Annotated in this window: 14 protein-coding genes and 2 pseudogenes; 8 read left to right on the plus strand and 8 right to left on the minus strand. The window is 41.0% G+C overall.

Annotated elements, in window-relative coordinates; genetic code table 11:
* From V7K46_RS27360 to uvrA, 5 genes and pseudogenes are all read right to left on the minus strand, one after another.
* On the minus strand, positions 1–1,166 hold a 1,166-nt coding region (locus tag V7K46_RS27360; protein ID WP_335118825.1), incomplete at its 3' end, for a PIN domain-containing protein.
* Positions 1,167–1,307: 141 nt separating this feature from the next.
* Positions 1,308–1,586 (minus strand): annotated as a pseudogene (locus tag V7K46_RS27365) (hypothetical protein); the annotation flags it as partial.
* A gap of 200 nt (positions 1,587–1,786) precedes the next feature.
* On the minus strand, positions 1,787–2,005 hold the full coding sequence (locus tag V7K46_RS27370; RefSeq protein ID WP_335118830.1) for a DUF4926 domain-containing protein: 219 nt from the start codon (positions 2,003–2,005) through the stop codon (positions 1,787–1,789).
* A gap of 17 nt (positions 2,006–2,022) precedes the next feature.
* The gene (locus tag V7K46_RS27375) at positions 2,023–2,355 is read right to left on the minus strand and encodes a DUF6883 domain-containing protein (protein ID WP_335118832.1); all 333 of its coding nucleotides are present in this window, start codon (positions 2,353–2,355) and stop codon (positions 2,023–2,025) included.
* A 76-nt stretch (positions 2,356–2,431) separates the two neighbouring features.
* Entirely contained in the window at positions 2,432–5,320 is a 2,889-nt protein-coding gene (gene uvrA, locus V7K46_RS27380) for an excinuclease ABC subunit UvrA (protein ID WP_335118834.1), read from the minus strand.
* A 181-nt stretch (positions 5,321–5,501) separates the two neighbouring features.
* Here uvrA and V7K46_RS27385 point away from each other — a divergent pair.
* The 3 genes and pseudogenes from V7K46_RS27385 to V7K46_RS27395 all read left to right on the plus strand — a co-directional run.
* Positions 5,502–5,747, plus strand: a pseudogene (locus V7K46_RS27385) (Uma2 family endonuclease); the annotation flags it as partial.
* Positions 5,748–5,938: 191 nt separating this feature from the next.
* On the plus strand, positions 5,939–6,184 hold the full coding sequence (locus V7K46_RS27390; RefSeq protein WP_335118838.1) for a type II toxin-antitoxin system Phd/YefM family antitoxin: 246 nt from the start codon (positions 5,939–5,941) through the stop codon (positions 6,182–6,184).
* Positions 6,181–6,489, plus strand: coding sequence for a Txe/YoeB family addiction module toxin (locus V7K46_RS27395; RefSeq protein WP_335118840.1), 309 nt, complete (start codon positions 6,181–6,183; stop codon positions 6,487–6,489). The genes V7K46_RS27390 and V7K46_RS27395 overlap by 4 nt, the downstream gene beginning before the upstream one ends.
* Before the next feature lie 395 nt (positions 6,490–6,884).
* On the opposite strand, the gene V7K46_RS27400 is transcribed toward V7K46_RS27395, so the two are convergent.
* Together V7K46_RS27400 and V7K46_RS27405 are read right to left on the minus strand one after the other, a co-directional pair.
* Positions 6,885–7,040, minus strand: coding sequence for a hypothetical protein (locus V7K46_RS27400; protein WP_335118842.1), 156 nt, complete (start codon positions 7,038–7,040; stop codon positions 6,885–6,887).
* The gene (locus V7K46_RS27405) at positions 7,033–9,150 is read right to left on the minus strand and encodes a caspase family protein (protein ID WP_335118844.1); all 2,118 of its coding nucleotides are present in this window, start codon (positions 9,148–9,150) and stop codon (positions 7,033–7,035) included. The genes V7K46_RS27400 and V7K46_RS27405 overlap by 8 nt, the downstream gene beginning before the upstream one ends.
* Before the next feature lie 69 nt (positions 9,151–9,219).
* On the opposite strand from V7K46_RS27405, the gene V7K46_RS27410 reads away from it, so the two are divergent.
* A complete protein-coding gene (locus V7K46_RS27410) occupies positions 9,220–9,555 on the plus strand; it encodes a CU044_2847 family protein (protein WP_335118846.1) in 336 nt (111 codons plus the stop codon).
* 507 nt (positions 9,556–10,062) lie between these two features.
* On the opposite strand, the gene V7K46_RS27415 is transcribed toward V7K46_RS27410, so the two are convergent.
* Positions 10,063–10,536 carry a hypothetical protein gene (locus V7K46_RS27415; protein ID WP_298910981.1) on the minus strand — a complete coding sequence of 158 codons (474 nt, stop codon included), beginning with the start codon at positions 10,534–10,536 and terminating at the stop codon, positions 10,063–10,065.
* 395 nt (positions 10,537–10,931) lie between these two features.
* Here V7K46_RS27415 and V7K46_RS27420 point away from each other — a divergent pair, with 395 nt between their 5' ends.
* From V7K46_RS27420 to V7K46_RS27435, 4 genes are all read left to right on the plus strand, one after another.
* A complete protein-coding gene (locus V7K46_RS27420) occupies positions 10,932–13,358 on the plus strand; it encodes a GH116 family glycosyl hydrolase (protein WP_335118849.1) in 2,427 nt (808 codons plus the stop codon).
* 266 nt (positions 13,359–13,624) lie between these two features.
* Positions 13,625–14,065 (plus strand): cysteine peptidase family C39 domain-containing protein, encoded by a 441-nt coding sequence (locus tag V7K46_RS27425; protein WP_335118851.1) that lies wholly within the window; start codon positions 13,625–13,627, stop codon positions 14,063–14,065.
* 886 nt (positions 14,066–14,951) lie between these two features.
* A complete protein-coding gene (locus tag V7K46_RS27430) occupies positions 14,952–15,341 on the plus strand; it encodes a HetP family heterocyst commitment protein (RefSeq protein ID WP_335118853.1) in 390 nt (129 codons plus the stop codon).
* Between the two features lie 403 nt (positions 15,342–15,744).
* Positions 15,745–15,930 carry a hypothetical protein gene (locus V7K46_RS27435; RefSeq protein ID WP_335118855.1) on the plus strand — a complete coding sequence of 62 codons (186 nt, stop codon included), beginning with the start codon at positions 15,745–15,747 and terminating at the stop codon, positions 15,928–15,930.
* Positions 15,931–16,047 lie beyond the last annotated feature (117 nt).

Raw genomic sequence — 16,047 nt, forward strand, 5'->3', positions numbered from 1 at the left:
TCAGTTAAACTCCGTAAGTTTTCTGCAAATAGCGAGTTAATTTTGGGAAGCTCGGTTATACTTCGCGTTAGCTCTGTAAATGGTGAGTTAATTTTCGGAAGCTCAGTTAAACTCCGTAAATTTTCTGCTAGTGTAGAGTTGATTTTTGTAAGATCAGCTATACTTTGCCTTTGTACTGCAATTGTAGATTGAATTTCTGTAAGATCAGTTATACTTGATATTTTTTCTTGACTATTCTGCTCTGATACAGTTAACTCTTGCTCTGAAAAATCTTTAACATTTTTAATAACTGCATCATGCAGCATAATTTCTCTGGCTTCTTCAATTGCTTCTGGCTGTTCTGGGAGATTTAGAAAATTTCCAGCATATTTCATAAATCGAGGAGTTAAATACATATAAAATTTAACTCCAGCCTCTGCTAAAACTTCTTGTGCTAGCTCTGGCCTTGGGCTTATAATCCTACCTTCATGCTCTAACCACCAATCCTCTTTCTCATCATCTGTAATGAAAATTATCGGTTTTTTCTCTAATTTTGCATATTCAATTAGTTGAAACCATAGTATAGCATCACCGTACCTATCTGGTTCTGGTTTTTTTACATCTTTATAGCCTGGGGGAATTAATTCCTTAAATCTTTTTTCAGCATCTTTATATATAGCGTTTAATTTATCTTTGGAATAAGGCTGTCCAATTCTAGAATCCAAGATTTCAGTTAATTTATCTAGAAGTTTGTCAGAGTTTATTAGGTCAGGATGAGCCTGTTTTGTCTTACGTAAATTATTTTTTACTTTTTTAGTTATTCTTTCAACAGGTTCTATTATTTTATTTATCTCTATAGTAGAATGTATATTATATTTTCCTAAATCACCTTTTAAATTTTGTAGATTTTTATCTAAAATTCTCTGAATATCGTCGTAAGCTTTTGACTGATCAGATATCTTAGTCAAACGATTTTTATGAAACTCGTGAGCGACTTGATATGGAATCCAAATCCTTTGTTTAAGCTTGTGAAGAATGTCAAAAAATCTTTCCCTAGTTTTAGGAGAATACTGATAAATACGTAATAAAACATTTGTATCAAATGAAAAAATACATTCTTTCCATAGTTCAGCAAACTCTTCCTCTGTAGGCTGGTAATAGCCAGGAAATAAATTACGCATATTCATTTTTTGATAATTCCCTAATATATGCTAAAAGTATAGTGCCTATCCATACAAAGATAGCACTCAAGAATAAAATGGGGCTTCTTAATAAAAGTCTTTCTTTTCCTATTCTTTGCTTTGCACCTTTGCGTGAGACAAAAAACTCTACTTCTTTACCGTCGGATACTGTTTCAACACCTGCTGCAAATATTGCCCAGTATAAGACCTGGGATTTTTTGCAACTTCCTCCGGTGTCCCCACAGCAATCAATTCTCCCCCTTTGTCGCCACCTTCTGGCCCCAAATCTATCACCCAGTCAGAACAACGAATTACATCTAAGTTGTGTTCAATTACTAATATTGAATTGCCTTTATCCACCAATCTTTGCAATACATCTAACAATTTGTGGACATCGTAAAAAGATAACCCTGTTGTCGGTTCATCTCTCTATAACAGTAGCTTTTTTATCCAATACTATTATTATTGTACTGAATATATTTTATGAACTAAGAAAACCTTTGGTGTTATAAGCACTCTGAGGGTTTTACTGTAGATAATTAGCTATATCGCTATAATCCCGCCCTCTCAGAACCAGATATGTTGTGGGTGTTGAGCCGACCTCAAAAGTCCCGTAGGGAGGGCAGTTAAACCAATAATGTTTTCCCATCAATTGGTTGATGATATAAAGTCATTAGCTTGCTAGCATTTAAAGTTTCTACAGCATAAGCTTTTCCTGTTAAGTCGCTGAATTCTACTTCAAAAACTCCAGGTTCATAAGCTTCTACAATTGTTCCTACTTGACCGCGATACAATCCTAATTCTGGTAAGTCTTCGGTTAGGGCAACCACATCTAATAATTTCATAGGTATTACCTCATTGCTTAGATTACATAACAGGTGACTAGGCGGGGGAAGCCTTCATTATTACGCACCATCCAAACGCTTTGAATAATTGCTTGTTTATCTGAACGATTTAGGGAAAAATCAATGATATATTTTTGACCGTATGGATTCCTTTTACCAGGCATAGCATCATAATTTGCTACAGCTTGTAAAAGGATCGCTTGTAATTCTTTTGTATCATCTAAATTTAAGTCTAGTGCAGATTTAAATACACGGGCTTTGTGTTTTCCCTCTGGATGTTCTGGGTTGAGACAGTAACCCGTGATTTTATCCATTTCAACGATAGCGCATTCACGGTTAGGAAGTTTCATAATACCTTTGCTACAACCTTCTCCGCTTTTTTGACCTGGATATGACCTGTATGTAATGCACCCTACTTGCAAAAGACTAAGATTTCATCGCCGGATACTGTTTCAACACCTGCTGCAAATATTGCCCAGTATAAGACCTGGGATTTTTTGCAACTTCCTCTGGTGTACCCACAGCAATCAATTCTCCTCCTTTGTCGCCACCTTCTGGCCCCAAATCTATCACCCAATCCGAACAACGAATTACATCTAAGTTGTGTTCAATTACTAATATTGAATTACCTTTATCTACCAATCTTTGCAATACATCTAACAATTTGTGGACATCGTAAAAAGATAAACCTGTTGTCGGTTCATCGATTAAATAAAGTGTCTTACCTGTGGCGCGTCGAGATAGTTCTGTTGCCAATTTTACCCGTTGCGCTTCACCACCAGATAAGGTAGTCGCAGGTTGTCCTAGTTGGACATAACCCAACCCGACATCAAATAAAGTTTGCAAGCGGGCGATCGCTTTGGGAATATTCTGGAAAAAGTCTAAACTCTCCTCAACTGTCATTCTCAGAACATCAGAAATAGACTTATCTTTGTACTTCACCTGCAAAGTCTCACGGTTGTATCTTGCACCTTTACAAATTTCGCATTGCACGTAAACATCTGGGAGAAAGTTCATTTCAATAACATTCACACCCTGTCCGCTACAAGCTTCGCAACGTCCACCTTTAACGTTGAAGGAAAATTGTCCAGGTTTGTAGCCCCTAGCTTTAGCTTCTACTGTTTGAGAAAATACATCCCGAATGGCATCGAAAATTCCTGTGTAAGTTGCAGGGTTAGAACGTGGTGTGCGTCCAATGGGAGATTGATCGATAACGATCGCTTTATCAATCGCATTTAATCCCTGAATTTTATCCAAATGTCTAGGTAAGGGAACTTTTTTAGTTAAATGGTGTTGCAGAGATGGGTAGAGTAATTCGTTAATCAGGGTAGATTTGCCAGAACCAGACACACCAGTAATAGAGACAAGTTTGCCTAATGGAATTTCTACATCTATATTTCTTAAATTGTTGCGATGGGCATTTTTAATTCCCAAACTACGCCCATTTCCTTCTCGGCGTTCTGCTGGTGTGGTAATTACCCGTCTTCCTGATAAATATGCACCTGTTAAGGAATCTTCTGCTGCTAATAACGCCTGAAAATCACCTTGGGCGACGATATTTCCGCCGTGAATTCCTGCACCAGGGCCAATATCAACTATGTAGTTGGCTGCACGAATTGTTTCTTCATCGTGTTCAACGACAATTAATGTATTACCCAAATCGCGCAATTTAGTTAAAGTTTTAAGCAACCTGCCATTATCTCGTTGATGCAAACCAATACTCGGTTCATCTAAAACGTAGAGAACTCCTGTTAAACCAGAACCAATTTGCGTTGCTAAACGAATTCGTTGGGCTTCGCCACCAGAAAGGGTCATGGCGGGACGGTCAAGGGTGAGGTAATCCAAACCTACATCTAACAAAAATTGCAATCTAGCTTTGATTTCTCTTAGGACTAAATCAGCAATTTGTAACTGGCGATCGCTCAACTTGAATTGCTCAATTCTCTCCCGACAATCCCGAATTGATACAGTAGTTAATTCTAAAATTCCATATTGTCCCAACTTCACCGCCAAGGCTTCCGGTTTTAACCGTTTTCCCTGACAAACTTCACACGGTTGATCGATTAAATACTGCTCTAATTTTTGCTTAACTAATTCAGAACCACCCTCATACTGCCGTTGCAAAATTGGAATAGCACCTTTAAAACTCTGTTTCCTCTGTGCCTCTGCGGCTTGTTCATCTTTGTCTCCATACAAAATAATTTGCTGTTGTTCTCCTGTCAGCTTGCTCCAATTTGTCTGTAACTCAAACCCATAAATCTGTCCCACACTATAGAGTAATTCTAAATAATAAGAATTATCTTTTTCTGACCAAGGCGCGATCGCAGCATAAACTGGCGCTTCCCAGTCGGGTACGATCAAGTCTGGCGCAAATCTTCTTAAAGTCCCAATTCCATGACAGTGCGGACAAGCACCATAAGGCGAGTTAAAGGAGAACAATCGCGGCGATAGTTCCTCCATTACCGCGCCATGTTCTGGACAAGCAAAGTTTTCCGAAAATACTAATTCTTCTTCTTTTTCTTGTCCATCGTCACCAAGTAAACTCACAAGAATCGCCGCAATACCACCCGATTGCTTGAGACACGTAGACAGGGAATCAACCAAACGCTCCTGCATACCAGCCTTTTTCACCAAGCGGTCAATTACCACTTCGATGGTGTGGGTAAGATTTTTATCCAATTCAATGGAATCTGACAGTTCACGGATCTCGCCATTGATCCGCACGCGGACAAAACCTTGGGATGCCAGACTTGACAAAAGCTTACGGTGTGTGCCTTTTTTTCCCCGAACAACGGGTGCAAGGATTTGAAAGCGGGTGCGATCGCTTAATTCCATAATGCGATCGCACATCTCATCGATTGTTTGGGGTGCAATACAGCGATCGCATATCGGACAATGGGGTTCACCAGCCCGACCAAACAACAGCCGCAAATAGTCATAAATCTCTGTTACCGTACCCACAGTGGAACGGGGGTTATGAGAGGTTGACTTTTGGTCAATGGAAATTGCTGGACTTAAGCCATCAATCGCTTCCACATCCGGCTTATCCAGTTGTCCTAAAAATTGCCGGGCGTAGGCGCTGAGGGATTCCACGTAGCGACGTTGCCCTTCAGCGAAAATGGTGTCAAAGGCGAGGGAAGACTTACCAGAACCCGAAACGCCAGTGAATACAATCAGGCGATCGCGTGGCAATTCCAAGTCAATATTTTTCAGATTATGCTGCCTAGCACCCCGAATCCGAATGGTATTCTGGCTGTTGTGGCTGGGGTAGGGAAGATGTCCGTTCAAGGATGCTGCTAGCTGTTTGTCTGACATATTGGGCGGCGAAGAGGGAGTTTCCTATGAAACAGTCCTTAATAATACTATCTTTAATCAGTTTATAGTAGAACAATCGTACTGTTATAGATAGTTATTCCTCCAGATTCATCCCGCAGACATCCTTAAGAGTCTGCTAATTTGGAAGCATCCCGATTTAAATCTTTCTGAGGGTGAAGCTATGGTATCGCAAATCCAACCGCCGACCCAGCCAGAGGTCATCTACCCCGATAGTGACGGACAACCAGTGGCGAATAATACCATACAGTTTGGCTGGATTGTAGAAATTAAGCAGAATATAGAGTGGTTATTTGCTAACGATCCAAATGTATTTGTCGCTGGGGATTTATTTTGGTATCCGGTAGGACGCAACAAAATTGTTAACACCCCAGATGTGCTGGTGGTATTGGGTAGACCAAAAGGCGAGTAGCCCGTCGTAGACATCGCTTGCTCAGGAGTAACGCCGTGTGCAATTGTTTTACAGCTATTTTCAGGTAAATAGACCACGCGGTAGGGGCGCAAGGCCTTGTGCCCCTACGACAGATGTGGTTCAAATACTTGAATTCTGCTGTAAGTTCGTAGATAAACTAAAGTAAAGTTATCGTGAGCTAAAAAAGCATGATGTCTTCGCTTCCCGTCAACGACGCTCAAAATAATTTACAAGAACTGATAGACCAAGTTGCACAGCAGGGTAAGCCTGTGATCATTCAGGGTGAACGTGGTAATGCGATTCTGCTGGCGGAAAAAGACTGGTCTGCAATTCAGGAGACTCTTTACTTGTTATCTATACCTGGAATGCGAGAATCTATAAAAGAAGGACTAGCAACTCCGATCCAAGAATGTGATGAGGAGTTGAATTGGTGAGTCAGTGCAGTAATGGAGAGCCACTTCCGAATTCTGAAGAACTGAGTTGGAGGTTGGTTTACACAAAACAAGCGCAAAAAGATGCCAAGAAGTTAGCTTCTAGTAATTTAAAGGAAAAAGCTGAGGAGTTGCTTTTAGTTCTTAAAAAAAATCCCTTTCAAAATCCTCCACTTTATGAAAAGCTGGTTGGTGATTTATCAGGTGCGTATTCTCGCAGGATAAACATACAGCATCGGTTGGTATATGAAGTCATCGAATCCGAACAAGTAGTCAAGATAATTCGGATGTGGACGCATTACGAGTAAGTTTTAGGTAGTTGATGAGATGATTTAATTTTGGGGTTGACCTGAACTTGATATTAATTGTGGTTAACTCTTAAATAATCGCCCTTCACTCACAATAATTGACCCTTGGATCTCGGTTGTTTCAGTTCAGAGGTCGAAGTTCCGAGTAAAAAGGTTGAAGTTCGGAGTTCAGAGGTCGAAGTTTCGAGTTCAAAGGTGGAAATTTCGAGTTCAAAGGTCGAAGTTTCGAGTTCAGAGGTCGAAGTTCCGAGTAAAAAGGTCGGAGTTGCGAGTTCAGAGGTCGAAGTTCCGAGTAAAAAGGTCGGAGTTGCGAGTTCAAAGGTCGAACTTTCGAGTTCAGAAGGTGAAAACTGGAGTTATGAGCCTCAACATTGCAAATTAGAGGTTTATTTCTCCTATTTTTTCTCATTAATCCCTACTTTTAACTTCTTTTTTACTTCAAACATATTTACGGCAGACTTCGTAGGCGGCTTTTGTTTCCTCTGTTTGCGGATTGGTGAAGATGGGATAGTTAAGGAGGCGATCGCTAGAGAATTTGGAATTTTATGCATAATTTTCGGATAGATATATTTTGTAGAAGGTTTCTGCTATTTTTCGTTGTTTTTCCTGGGCATCACTCTGCTGATAAAACTCTCTAGCTGCGGTGTCTAAATCCGATTCAAGTTCTGACCATATCTCTTGCACTTTAGCCAGTAATCGCCCCATCATTAAATTTTCATCACTTGGTTCTTCCTCCCATATCCGTAGAGCATCTTCTATTTGATCGCACAATCGCCTAAGTTTCCGTCCTGTTTTACGCCACTTAGCAAACCTTTCCCAACCTTCCATCAAAGCTTCGTGAGCTAAATCAACCCAAACTTCTCCTGTTAGTTCGCACTCAAGTACTATCAAGCGTCCTTTAATCAGCTTTTCTAAAACATCATTAATGACTTGCTGCTCATCTCGGTTCTCACCAGCAATACTCAATAATTTAGTTTTAGCTTGCCATTGTCGAGTATCCTTAGCTTGTGCCCCAGTACGTACCAGTTTTAAGAAAATCCGCTTCACCCAATCTTGCTGCTGTTCAGTAAAACTTTCATACAGATTTTCTGCGTGACGATTTAGCGCCCCAGTTACTCCACCCAGTTCCTTAAACTTAGCCACTGTCAACTGATGTGCTTGCCGATCGCGCTGTTCCCAAAGTTCAGTGAGCGCAAACTGCAACAAAGGTAAGCAGCCTTTCTCTTGTCCCACCACTTCTTGCTGGATGGTTCCGAGTAAACCTCTTTCTAACTGATAACCTTGTAAGTTGGCTGGAGATGCGATCGCTTCTTCTAATTCTGCCCCTAGTAATGGCGGCATATACACAGCCTGTTCTTGAATTAGTTGCGTCAGCGATTTATAGTTTAAACAGTATTCCAGAAAATCAGCTCGCATCGTGGTGACAATTGCTAACCGCCCTTCAGAAACTTGGGTTAACAACTCAATAAATCGCTGTCTTTCTTCTTCCTGAGAACCAAGGGTAAAAATTTCTTCAAATTGATCTACTACCAATAAGCAACGCTCAGAACCAGTCAGCCTAGAAATTACGGGAGATAAACCTTCTGTGTCAATGAGAGCCGAGATTTCCCTAATTTCCGTGCGTTCAAATAACTGTGTAAAGGCTCGTTTTAACTCTGCTAAAGGTTGAACTCCAGGCAAAATTGGTTCTAAGATTCGCCAACCATTTTTTTCTAACACTGGAATCAAACCTGCCCGCACTACGGAAGATTTACCACTCCCCGAAGCGCCAATGATGGGAATAAAGTTAGCTTGAGTGAGTTTTTGTTGAATTAAGCTAACTACTTTTTGCCGACCAAAAAAGAACTTGGCGTGTTCTTTGTCAAAAGCTTGTAATCCTCGATAGGGAGATTCTTCACTCACCACCGCAACCGCTACCTGATTCTTCGCTGAATACCAAACCAAAGGAATTGACCTACCGCCACCCATGTAAATTGCTTCTTGTCCACTTCCCTTGAGTTCCCGCGATACGAAGCTCATCAAGTCGTTGGCATTGACTTCTCCTGTAGTCTCATCAGCTTTATCTTCAGACAGTCCTTTGATGACGGCTTTGGTGAAAATCCCACCTTCTGCATCTTCACGCGCTCTTTCAAAAGCGCGGGAGGCTGTAATTAAGCAGTAGTCTTGTTTGCTATTGAAAACGGAGAAACCAGAGTTGATAAAACTTCTCTCTAATAAAGAGCCAGCATAGCAGCAATCCAGCAGTACTACCAAACTGCTGAGTTGAGATTTACTGATTAAGGTGTTGAAGTCATCAAAGGCGATCGCATATTGTCCATCTTTGTTACAATCTGATGTTGCCAAATATCCTTTCGCTTCACCTGTCAGACTGGGTGCTTCAAATCCATGTCCGGCAAAATAAATTAATGCCTCCGCACCTTTGGCTTTTTCTAACAAAAATATTCTCAGTGCTTGTCCGAGTTCTTTACCAGTTAACTTTTTATCAGGTGTGATCTGCCAGCGATTCTCACTCTCGATTAACTTGCCAGGTAAAGGCTGAACATCAAATCTACCTTGTTCGCGCAGCAGTTGGGCGATGTGTTCAGCATCATTGACAGCCTTTGGTAGGTTGGTGAAATTGTCATACTTAGCAATTCCCAACACCAGTGCATATCTAGCCATATAATCTAACCTGGCATCCGTTTTGGCCTAATCTTACTAAGAATAACTTCAAGAGTAACTGAGGCTATTATGTCAGAAGTGCAACGTTTAATTATCAAAGAAGACGATCAAGAGTACGAAATCTACGTAGAATCAAATACCGATTCTGAAATTCCAGAAGAAGAGGAACCGGGATACCGTGATGGTTTACCCACGTTAAACATTCACGAATTTCAGGGCAGAATTCGTAACTATGCCAAGTTAGCTGTTAATGCATTCAAGAATTTACCTGACGCTGAGGAGGTAACAGTTAAGTTTGGCATCAAGCTGGGTGGGAAAACTGGCATTCCGTTTTTAACTGAAGGGTCGGCGGAAAGTAATTTTGAAATTGAGGTTAAGTATAAGTTTCCTGAGAAGAAGCAATAAATAGCAATAGTTGGATTATCGTGCTTACCTATATCCCGCCCGGAAATAAATTTCCAGGCTCATAGCGCAAGTCCACTCAAGTGAACTGAAATCTCTCCTTAGTCTTCTGAAGAGGACTTTAGCTATTAGCAGAAGAATTTAATTCCCCTGCGGGATGACAACGAAGCTGATGATTTGGGACATCTTTATAGTGTCGGCTAGCCTAATTATTATAGAAGCGATGTCTCCGACGGGCTACGCCTACGCCCTCGATTCATCATCATTCACTCATAGAACACGAACTTCCGAGTTCAAAGGGTGAGCTATCACCTTTTACTCATGATCAATTCACTCTTGGATCTCGGACGTTGGTGTTCAGAGCTTCAAATTTCGTGTTCTCATCTCGAAATTTCATGTTCTGAGGTTGAAGGTTCGAGTTCAGAACTCGGAACGTCGAGCAATTTACTCCAACATCCGAGTTCTGAGCCTCAACATTGCACCTTAGAAGTGCAATCACCAAGCTATTTTCTACAACGCTGCTGCTTGAGGCTTGGATTTCCGAGATTTACGGGCGAACCTTTGCCCCATTTCCTCAACTACTCCATCTAAACCAGCGCCTTGTCCACTAGCTTTGGCATAGTTATACACCTGCAACGCGGCTGCATAAGCTTCACTACCCACTGCTAGCGAAGTATCATCCAGCAACTCTTGTAATTGTGACAAAGACAGCAATACTGGATATAAAGCTTCAAATAATTGAACGTCTTTCCGCATCTCATTAAGGTCAAATGATCGCGGTAAAAACTCTGGATTCTGTGTCGCCACCTCCAATGCTTTGCTTACAAAGGCGCGGCTTTTATCTCCCATTTTGGGTAAAGCTTTCCGCTCCTCGTTACTTAAATCAATCAAAAATGGTAGCTTTTCTTTAATTGTGGCGATCGCTTGTAACACAGCATCTCTCTCTGATTGCGCTAATGCTGCACTAATTGGGGCTGTGGACATAGAAATTAGTCTCCAGTAGGTTGCTTAATTTTAGAGTGCCCACATATACAACAAAATTACCAAGTTCAAAGCTTCAACAACACGACGTAGAGGCACGGCAATGCCCATACGTGTCAACTTAAGATAAAAGCCAGTCTAGAACAAGCTTTTAGAAATTGTCTCGTTCCCAGTCAGAGACTGGGAATGCCTAACGTGAGGCTCCGCCTCAAGACTTGCGGCAGAGCCGCAATGAGGAGCATTTCCAGCCAGAGGCTGAAAACGAGGATTTTAAAAGGGTTTGAGCTTAAGTTGACACCAATAGGCATTGGCGTGCCCCTACATCGTTGTGCCCCTTGAGAAAAATCGCACATCGCGCTAGTCTTCATTGACGTAACTGCACGCTGTAACATTAGGCGATGACAAATCAACTCTCTCCAGAAATTCCCTCTTGCACTTGGAGCCGTCCCATCGGTTTAGGCTGGGACAAACCTTATACCGTCCGCTACGCAAGTAATATCGATGATGGCCCTTGGCATGGTATGCCTTTAGGTGGCTTTGGTGCAGGTTGCATCGGTCGTTCTTCACGGGGAGATTTTAACCTGTGGCACATCGACGGCGGTGAACATACCTTCAAAAACGTTCCCGCTTGTCAATTCAGTGTGTTTGAGTCCAATGGCACATCTTCCCAAGCCTACGCTTTATCTACGCAAGCGCCCGATGATGGCACTCTCAAAGCTTGGCAGTGGTATCCGACACTTCCCGCCACAAAAGGGACGGGCAATTATCACGCACTCTATCCACGTAGCTGGTTTGTGTATGAAAATGTGTTTAAAGCACAGTTGACATGTGAGCAATTTTCCCCAATTTGGGCAGGAAATTACCAAGAAACTAGCTACCCTGTGGCAATATTCCTCTGGAATGCTCACAACCCTACAGATGCACCGATTACTCTCAGCATCATGCTCACTTGGCAAAATATGGTGGGCTGGTTTACAAATGCTCTCAAATCTCCCCAAGTGCGGGTGCGCGATGATGGGAGTCCGGTTTACGAATACCAACCGCGCTGGGGCGAAAGTCAAGGAAACTATAACCAGATAGTTGAAAATCCACAACAGTTTGGCTGTCTTTTAGGTCGGGTTGGTAGTGATCAACCTTTGAAGGAAGGCGATGGAAGTTGGTGTATTGCGACGCTGAAGCATCCCCAGGTAGAAGTATTTCACCACACCCATTGGAATCCTGAAGGTACGGGTGATCAGGTGTGGCAAAGCTTTGCTAAAGATGGTTCTTTGCCCAATTATATAGATGTAAATCCAGTAGCAGAAGGTGAACAATTAGGGGCTGCGATGGCTACACCGGCCGCAGGCATCGCACTCCGTTTCACTCTCCAACCAGGGGAAACTCTCGAAGTCCCCTTTGTCCTCGCTTGGGATTTGCCAATTACAGAATTTGCCGCTGGAGTCAACTATTATCGCAGATACACAGACTTTTTTGATAAAAGTGGAAATAATGCTTGGGCGATCGCATCCACTGCGCTACAAGAATATCAAACCTGGCGATCGCAAATTCAAATTTGGCAAAAACCGATTCTCGACCGGGAAGATTTACCCAACTGGTTTAAGATGGCTCTATTTAATGAGCTTTATGACCTCACTAGTGGCGGTACTCTCTGGAGTGCAGCATCGGAACTTGACCCCATCGGTCAGTTTGCAGTGCTGGAGTGCTTAGATTACCGTTGGTATGAAAGTTTAGATGTGCGATTATACGGCTCTTTTGCCCTACTGATGCTGTTTCCAGAACTAGAAAAATCGGTGATCAGGGCATTTGCACGCGCAATTCCTGAAGGTGATGATACACCCCGAATAATCGGCTATTACATGACAATTAAGGCAGAAAGTCCGATCGCAGTTCGTAAAGTCGCCGGTGCAACACCCCACGATTTAGGCGCACCGAATGAACATGTTTGGGAGAAAACCAATTACACCAGCTATCAAGACTGCAATTTGTGGAAAGATTTGGGTAGCGATTTTGTCTTGCAAGTATACCGCGATTTTTTGCTCACGGGTGCTGACGATGTAGAATTTTTAGCAGATTGCTGGAATGCGATCGTTCTAACCCTCGACTACCTGAAAACTTTTGACATTGATGGCGATGGAATTCTGGAAAATTCTGGTGCGCCTGACCAAACCTTTGATGATTGGCGGTTACAGGGTGTCAGCGCCTATTGTGGGGGGTTGTGGTTGGCGGCGCTAGAGGCTGCGATCGCAATTAGTGATGTTTTGTTAACGAACCACAGAGGCACAGAGAACACAGAGGTGCAAAAATCCATCTATGAGGCTTGGTTAAAACAATCTCGCCCTATTTACCAAGAAAAACTCTGGAATGGGCAATATTACAAACTCGATAGTGAAAGTGGTTCTGATGTGGTGATGGCAGATCAATTATGCGGACAATTCTACGCCCGACTACTGGACTTACCTGATATTGTACCGAGCGATCGCGCCCTTTCTGCTCTAAAAACTGTTTATGACGCTTGCTTTTTGAAATTCTGTAATGGTGAGTTTGGTGCTGCTAATGGTGTTCGTCCTGACGGTTCACCAGAAAACCCCAAAGCTACTCATCCCCTGGAAGTCTGGACGGGAATAAACTTTGGGCTGGCGGCTTTTCTTGTGCAAATGGGAATGAAAGATGAAGCGTTTCGGTTGACGCAAGCTGTGGTGCAGCAAATTTATGACAATGGTCTGCAATTTCGCACGCCAGAAGCTATCACCGCAGCTGGTACTTTCCGCGCTAGCACTTACTTACGGGCAATGGCGATTTGGGGAATTTACTTAGTTATTAGTTGATTGGCTATCAAAGCGCTTCTCGTTTTGATGCAACACACGTAGGGGGGCACAGCTACCCCTACTAAGGGTCATATTCCACGTATGCTGTGTGGGTTGCCAAATTTAGCCCATCTTCATCTGAGAAAGCAGAGTCTAGATTTGTGATTTTATTTTCCCAGTGTTTCCGGAAGCGAAGGAAAATTTCAGTAATCGTAATAGTTGAAGGATTGAGAATTCAAGACTACTCTTTCAAAAAATGCAAATATTACTAGCTTTAGCCATAAATCTTGCTAATATTTCCCAGACTACGTTCACAATCAAAAACTAGGCTATGGCGTGCCTATCCTTTTATACAACACCAAAGTTCATCAGATTGTGGCGCTGCGTATTTGGCAATGATTAGCCAATACTGGAACATAGGCTTAAACCACTACAATTTGCGTAACTTAGCACGGGTAGATTGTAGAGGTGGATCTTTCCAGGCTTTAGCAGAAGCAGCCCAAACTTTGGGATATGAAGTGCTATTAGTCAGGGCGAGTCTTAGCAAGCTGGACTCATATTATAACCCGTGCGTAGCTCATTGGCAAGAAATTGATTATATAGTTGTCTGGCTTAAAGGCGATCGCATATTGATTAGTGATCCAGCCATAGGTAAAGACTGGCTTTTGCGTCCAGAGTTTGAAGCTAGCTTGTTAATACACATACAAATTCTTATTGAATCAACTTAGCACTATTCTCTGTTAATTAACTTTCACTTTATTAAAAAGTTATTTAAAGTTATACAGGTTTAGCCTGCTAAATTGTTGAAAACATTCCATACGGGTGTTTTTCTTAACTTATTTTATGATAATTAAACACTAATTATTTTTCAAAATTAGGCTATTTGTAATTCCTAATTCATGCTCATGAAATATTCATGAGCAGTTTCCAGTGATTTCATTTAGACAAGCTAAAGCTGTAATTTTTATAAATTAATAGATCCAATGCTAATAAATTAAATTGTAATCTCATTGAAAACATTTAAAAAGTTTTCAATATCTCTAGCTACTCAAAATCTTTCAGTCTCTATATATTACTATTTTTATAAGTTGTTTTACTTTCTGGTTAATGGTAATATTTTCTAGGGACTCGACAATAATAAAGGTTTTAAATTGATAGTGCCTGGGGGGTCAGACCCCTCATTAATTAGCAAAGAAGGACAAAATTAAAAGTTGCACAATCCGCAAGTATATATCGAAATATATTCAGTAAGTTTAACTTATAAATCTGCTAATCTAGGAAATGACATTAACAACAAAAAATAGTATATATACAAATAGTGTTGTGAACGCCCAAAGATAAATAAATCTTCTATACTAGCCCAAAAAAATATGTAAAATTCCCGGAAAATGCTTAATTAAACAGTAGTAAGAAATACAAGCTGGTAAACAAATAAAATTTATTTAATTAGGAGTTTAAAAAGTTTAATAGGACAAAATTGTATTTACCAAGAGCCACACGAGAATTTTGTCCTACCAGTCATATGACAAAGCCAAAGGTAAATTTTTACCTTTCACTCACTAACAAGCAAAAGCTATAGTTTCCTCTTTACTTCATCCCAGACACCTAAAAACTATGATGAATCAAGACATTGCGAGCATTAGTAGTAACGTAGATAAGACGGTGAAAGCTCAACAATTTGACAAAGTAGTTGAAGCAATTATTGCTGGAAAATATTCCTGGGCATGTGTTTTAATGCTGCGATTTGCTGGCTATAATCCTCTCCATTACATTCCATATCGTACCTATAATCGATTGCTAAAAGAAAACTCTAAAGCCAGTAGGACAAATCAACAGCAAAGTGAAAATCTCAAAATGCTGAAACATGCTAATGATTCAATATCTGATAGTAATGGATCATCAAGCTGCTTAAGCAAAATCAAAGACCGAGGTTATCTAGAAGTAGTTGGAAAGCAAAAAACAGAAATTCGTGGTGGTGGTTTAGATCAGAGATTGGCACAGTAAATTAACGATCATCAATCAATGAAATTGCAATTCAAACCAGAAAGTACTCAAGAGATTTCCTTGAAACGTTGTGGATCTAATTAAAAACTATTTGGAATCAATAGATTCTGCCCTAAAGTCGATTGAGAGCCTGCTATGCTAATTTAAAATTTTTAGCATGGCAGGTTTTATATAGCAGTAATTAATTTAATATTTTTTTCAAAAATCTGCCAAAATGGCAAATATATACTGATGAGATTGGTAAACTAATAAAAACTACAACTTCAACAAAAATAGAGGTGATTGGCAAGCAAGTTAATTTTAAAAAATAAAATCAATGATTAGTTCTGACTATGAAAGAAATCAAACTGATTACAAAAGTAGTCAGCATTTGATGGAGTAAATAACTCCTACACCAAGACCGATGATGCAACCGTTGCTACTGGTGGTTTTATTTTCGAGGAAGTCTGAGCAAAGAGAATTTGGAGCGGTAGCTTCTCCCAATCCAAACTTCACAGAGCTTTCACTGACTGCAGACGGTGCAAGTAATGCTTATAAAGCTTTCTATACTGTGGTTGGTGTTGCTTTAGTTAATAAAGCAAACGCTTAACACCAATACCAGGAACGGAAATAGAAAAGTTTCGGTGAAATCGTTGTCATGGCTGGTAGAACTAGTAGCTCATACGCTTCTCTTTCGACTATTTTAATCCTAGTCCTCCCAACCTGG

Source organism: Nostoc sp. (assembly GCF_036917395.1).
Classification (GTDB): Bacteria; Cyanobacteriota; Cyanobacteriia; order Cyanobacteriales; family Nostocaceae; genus Nostoc.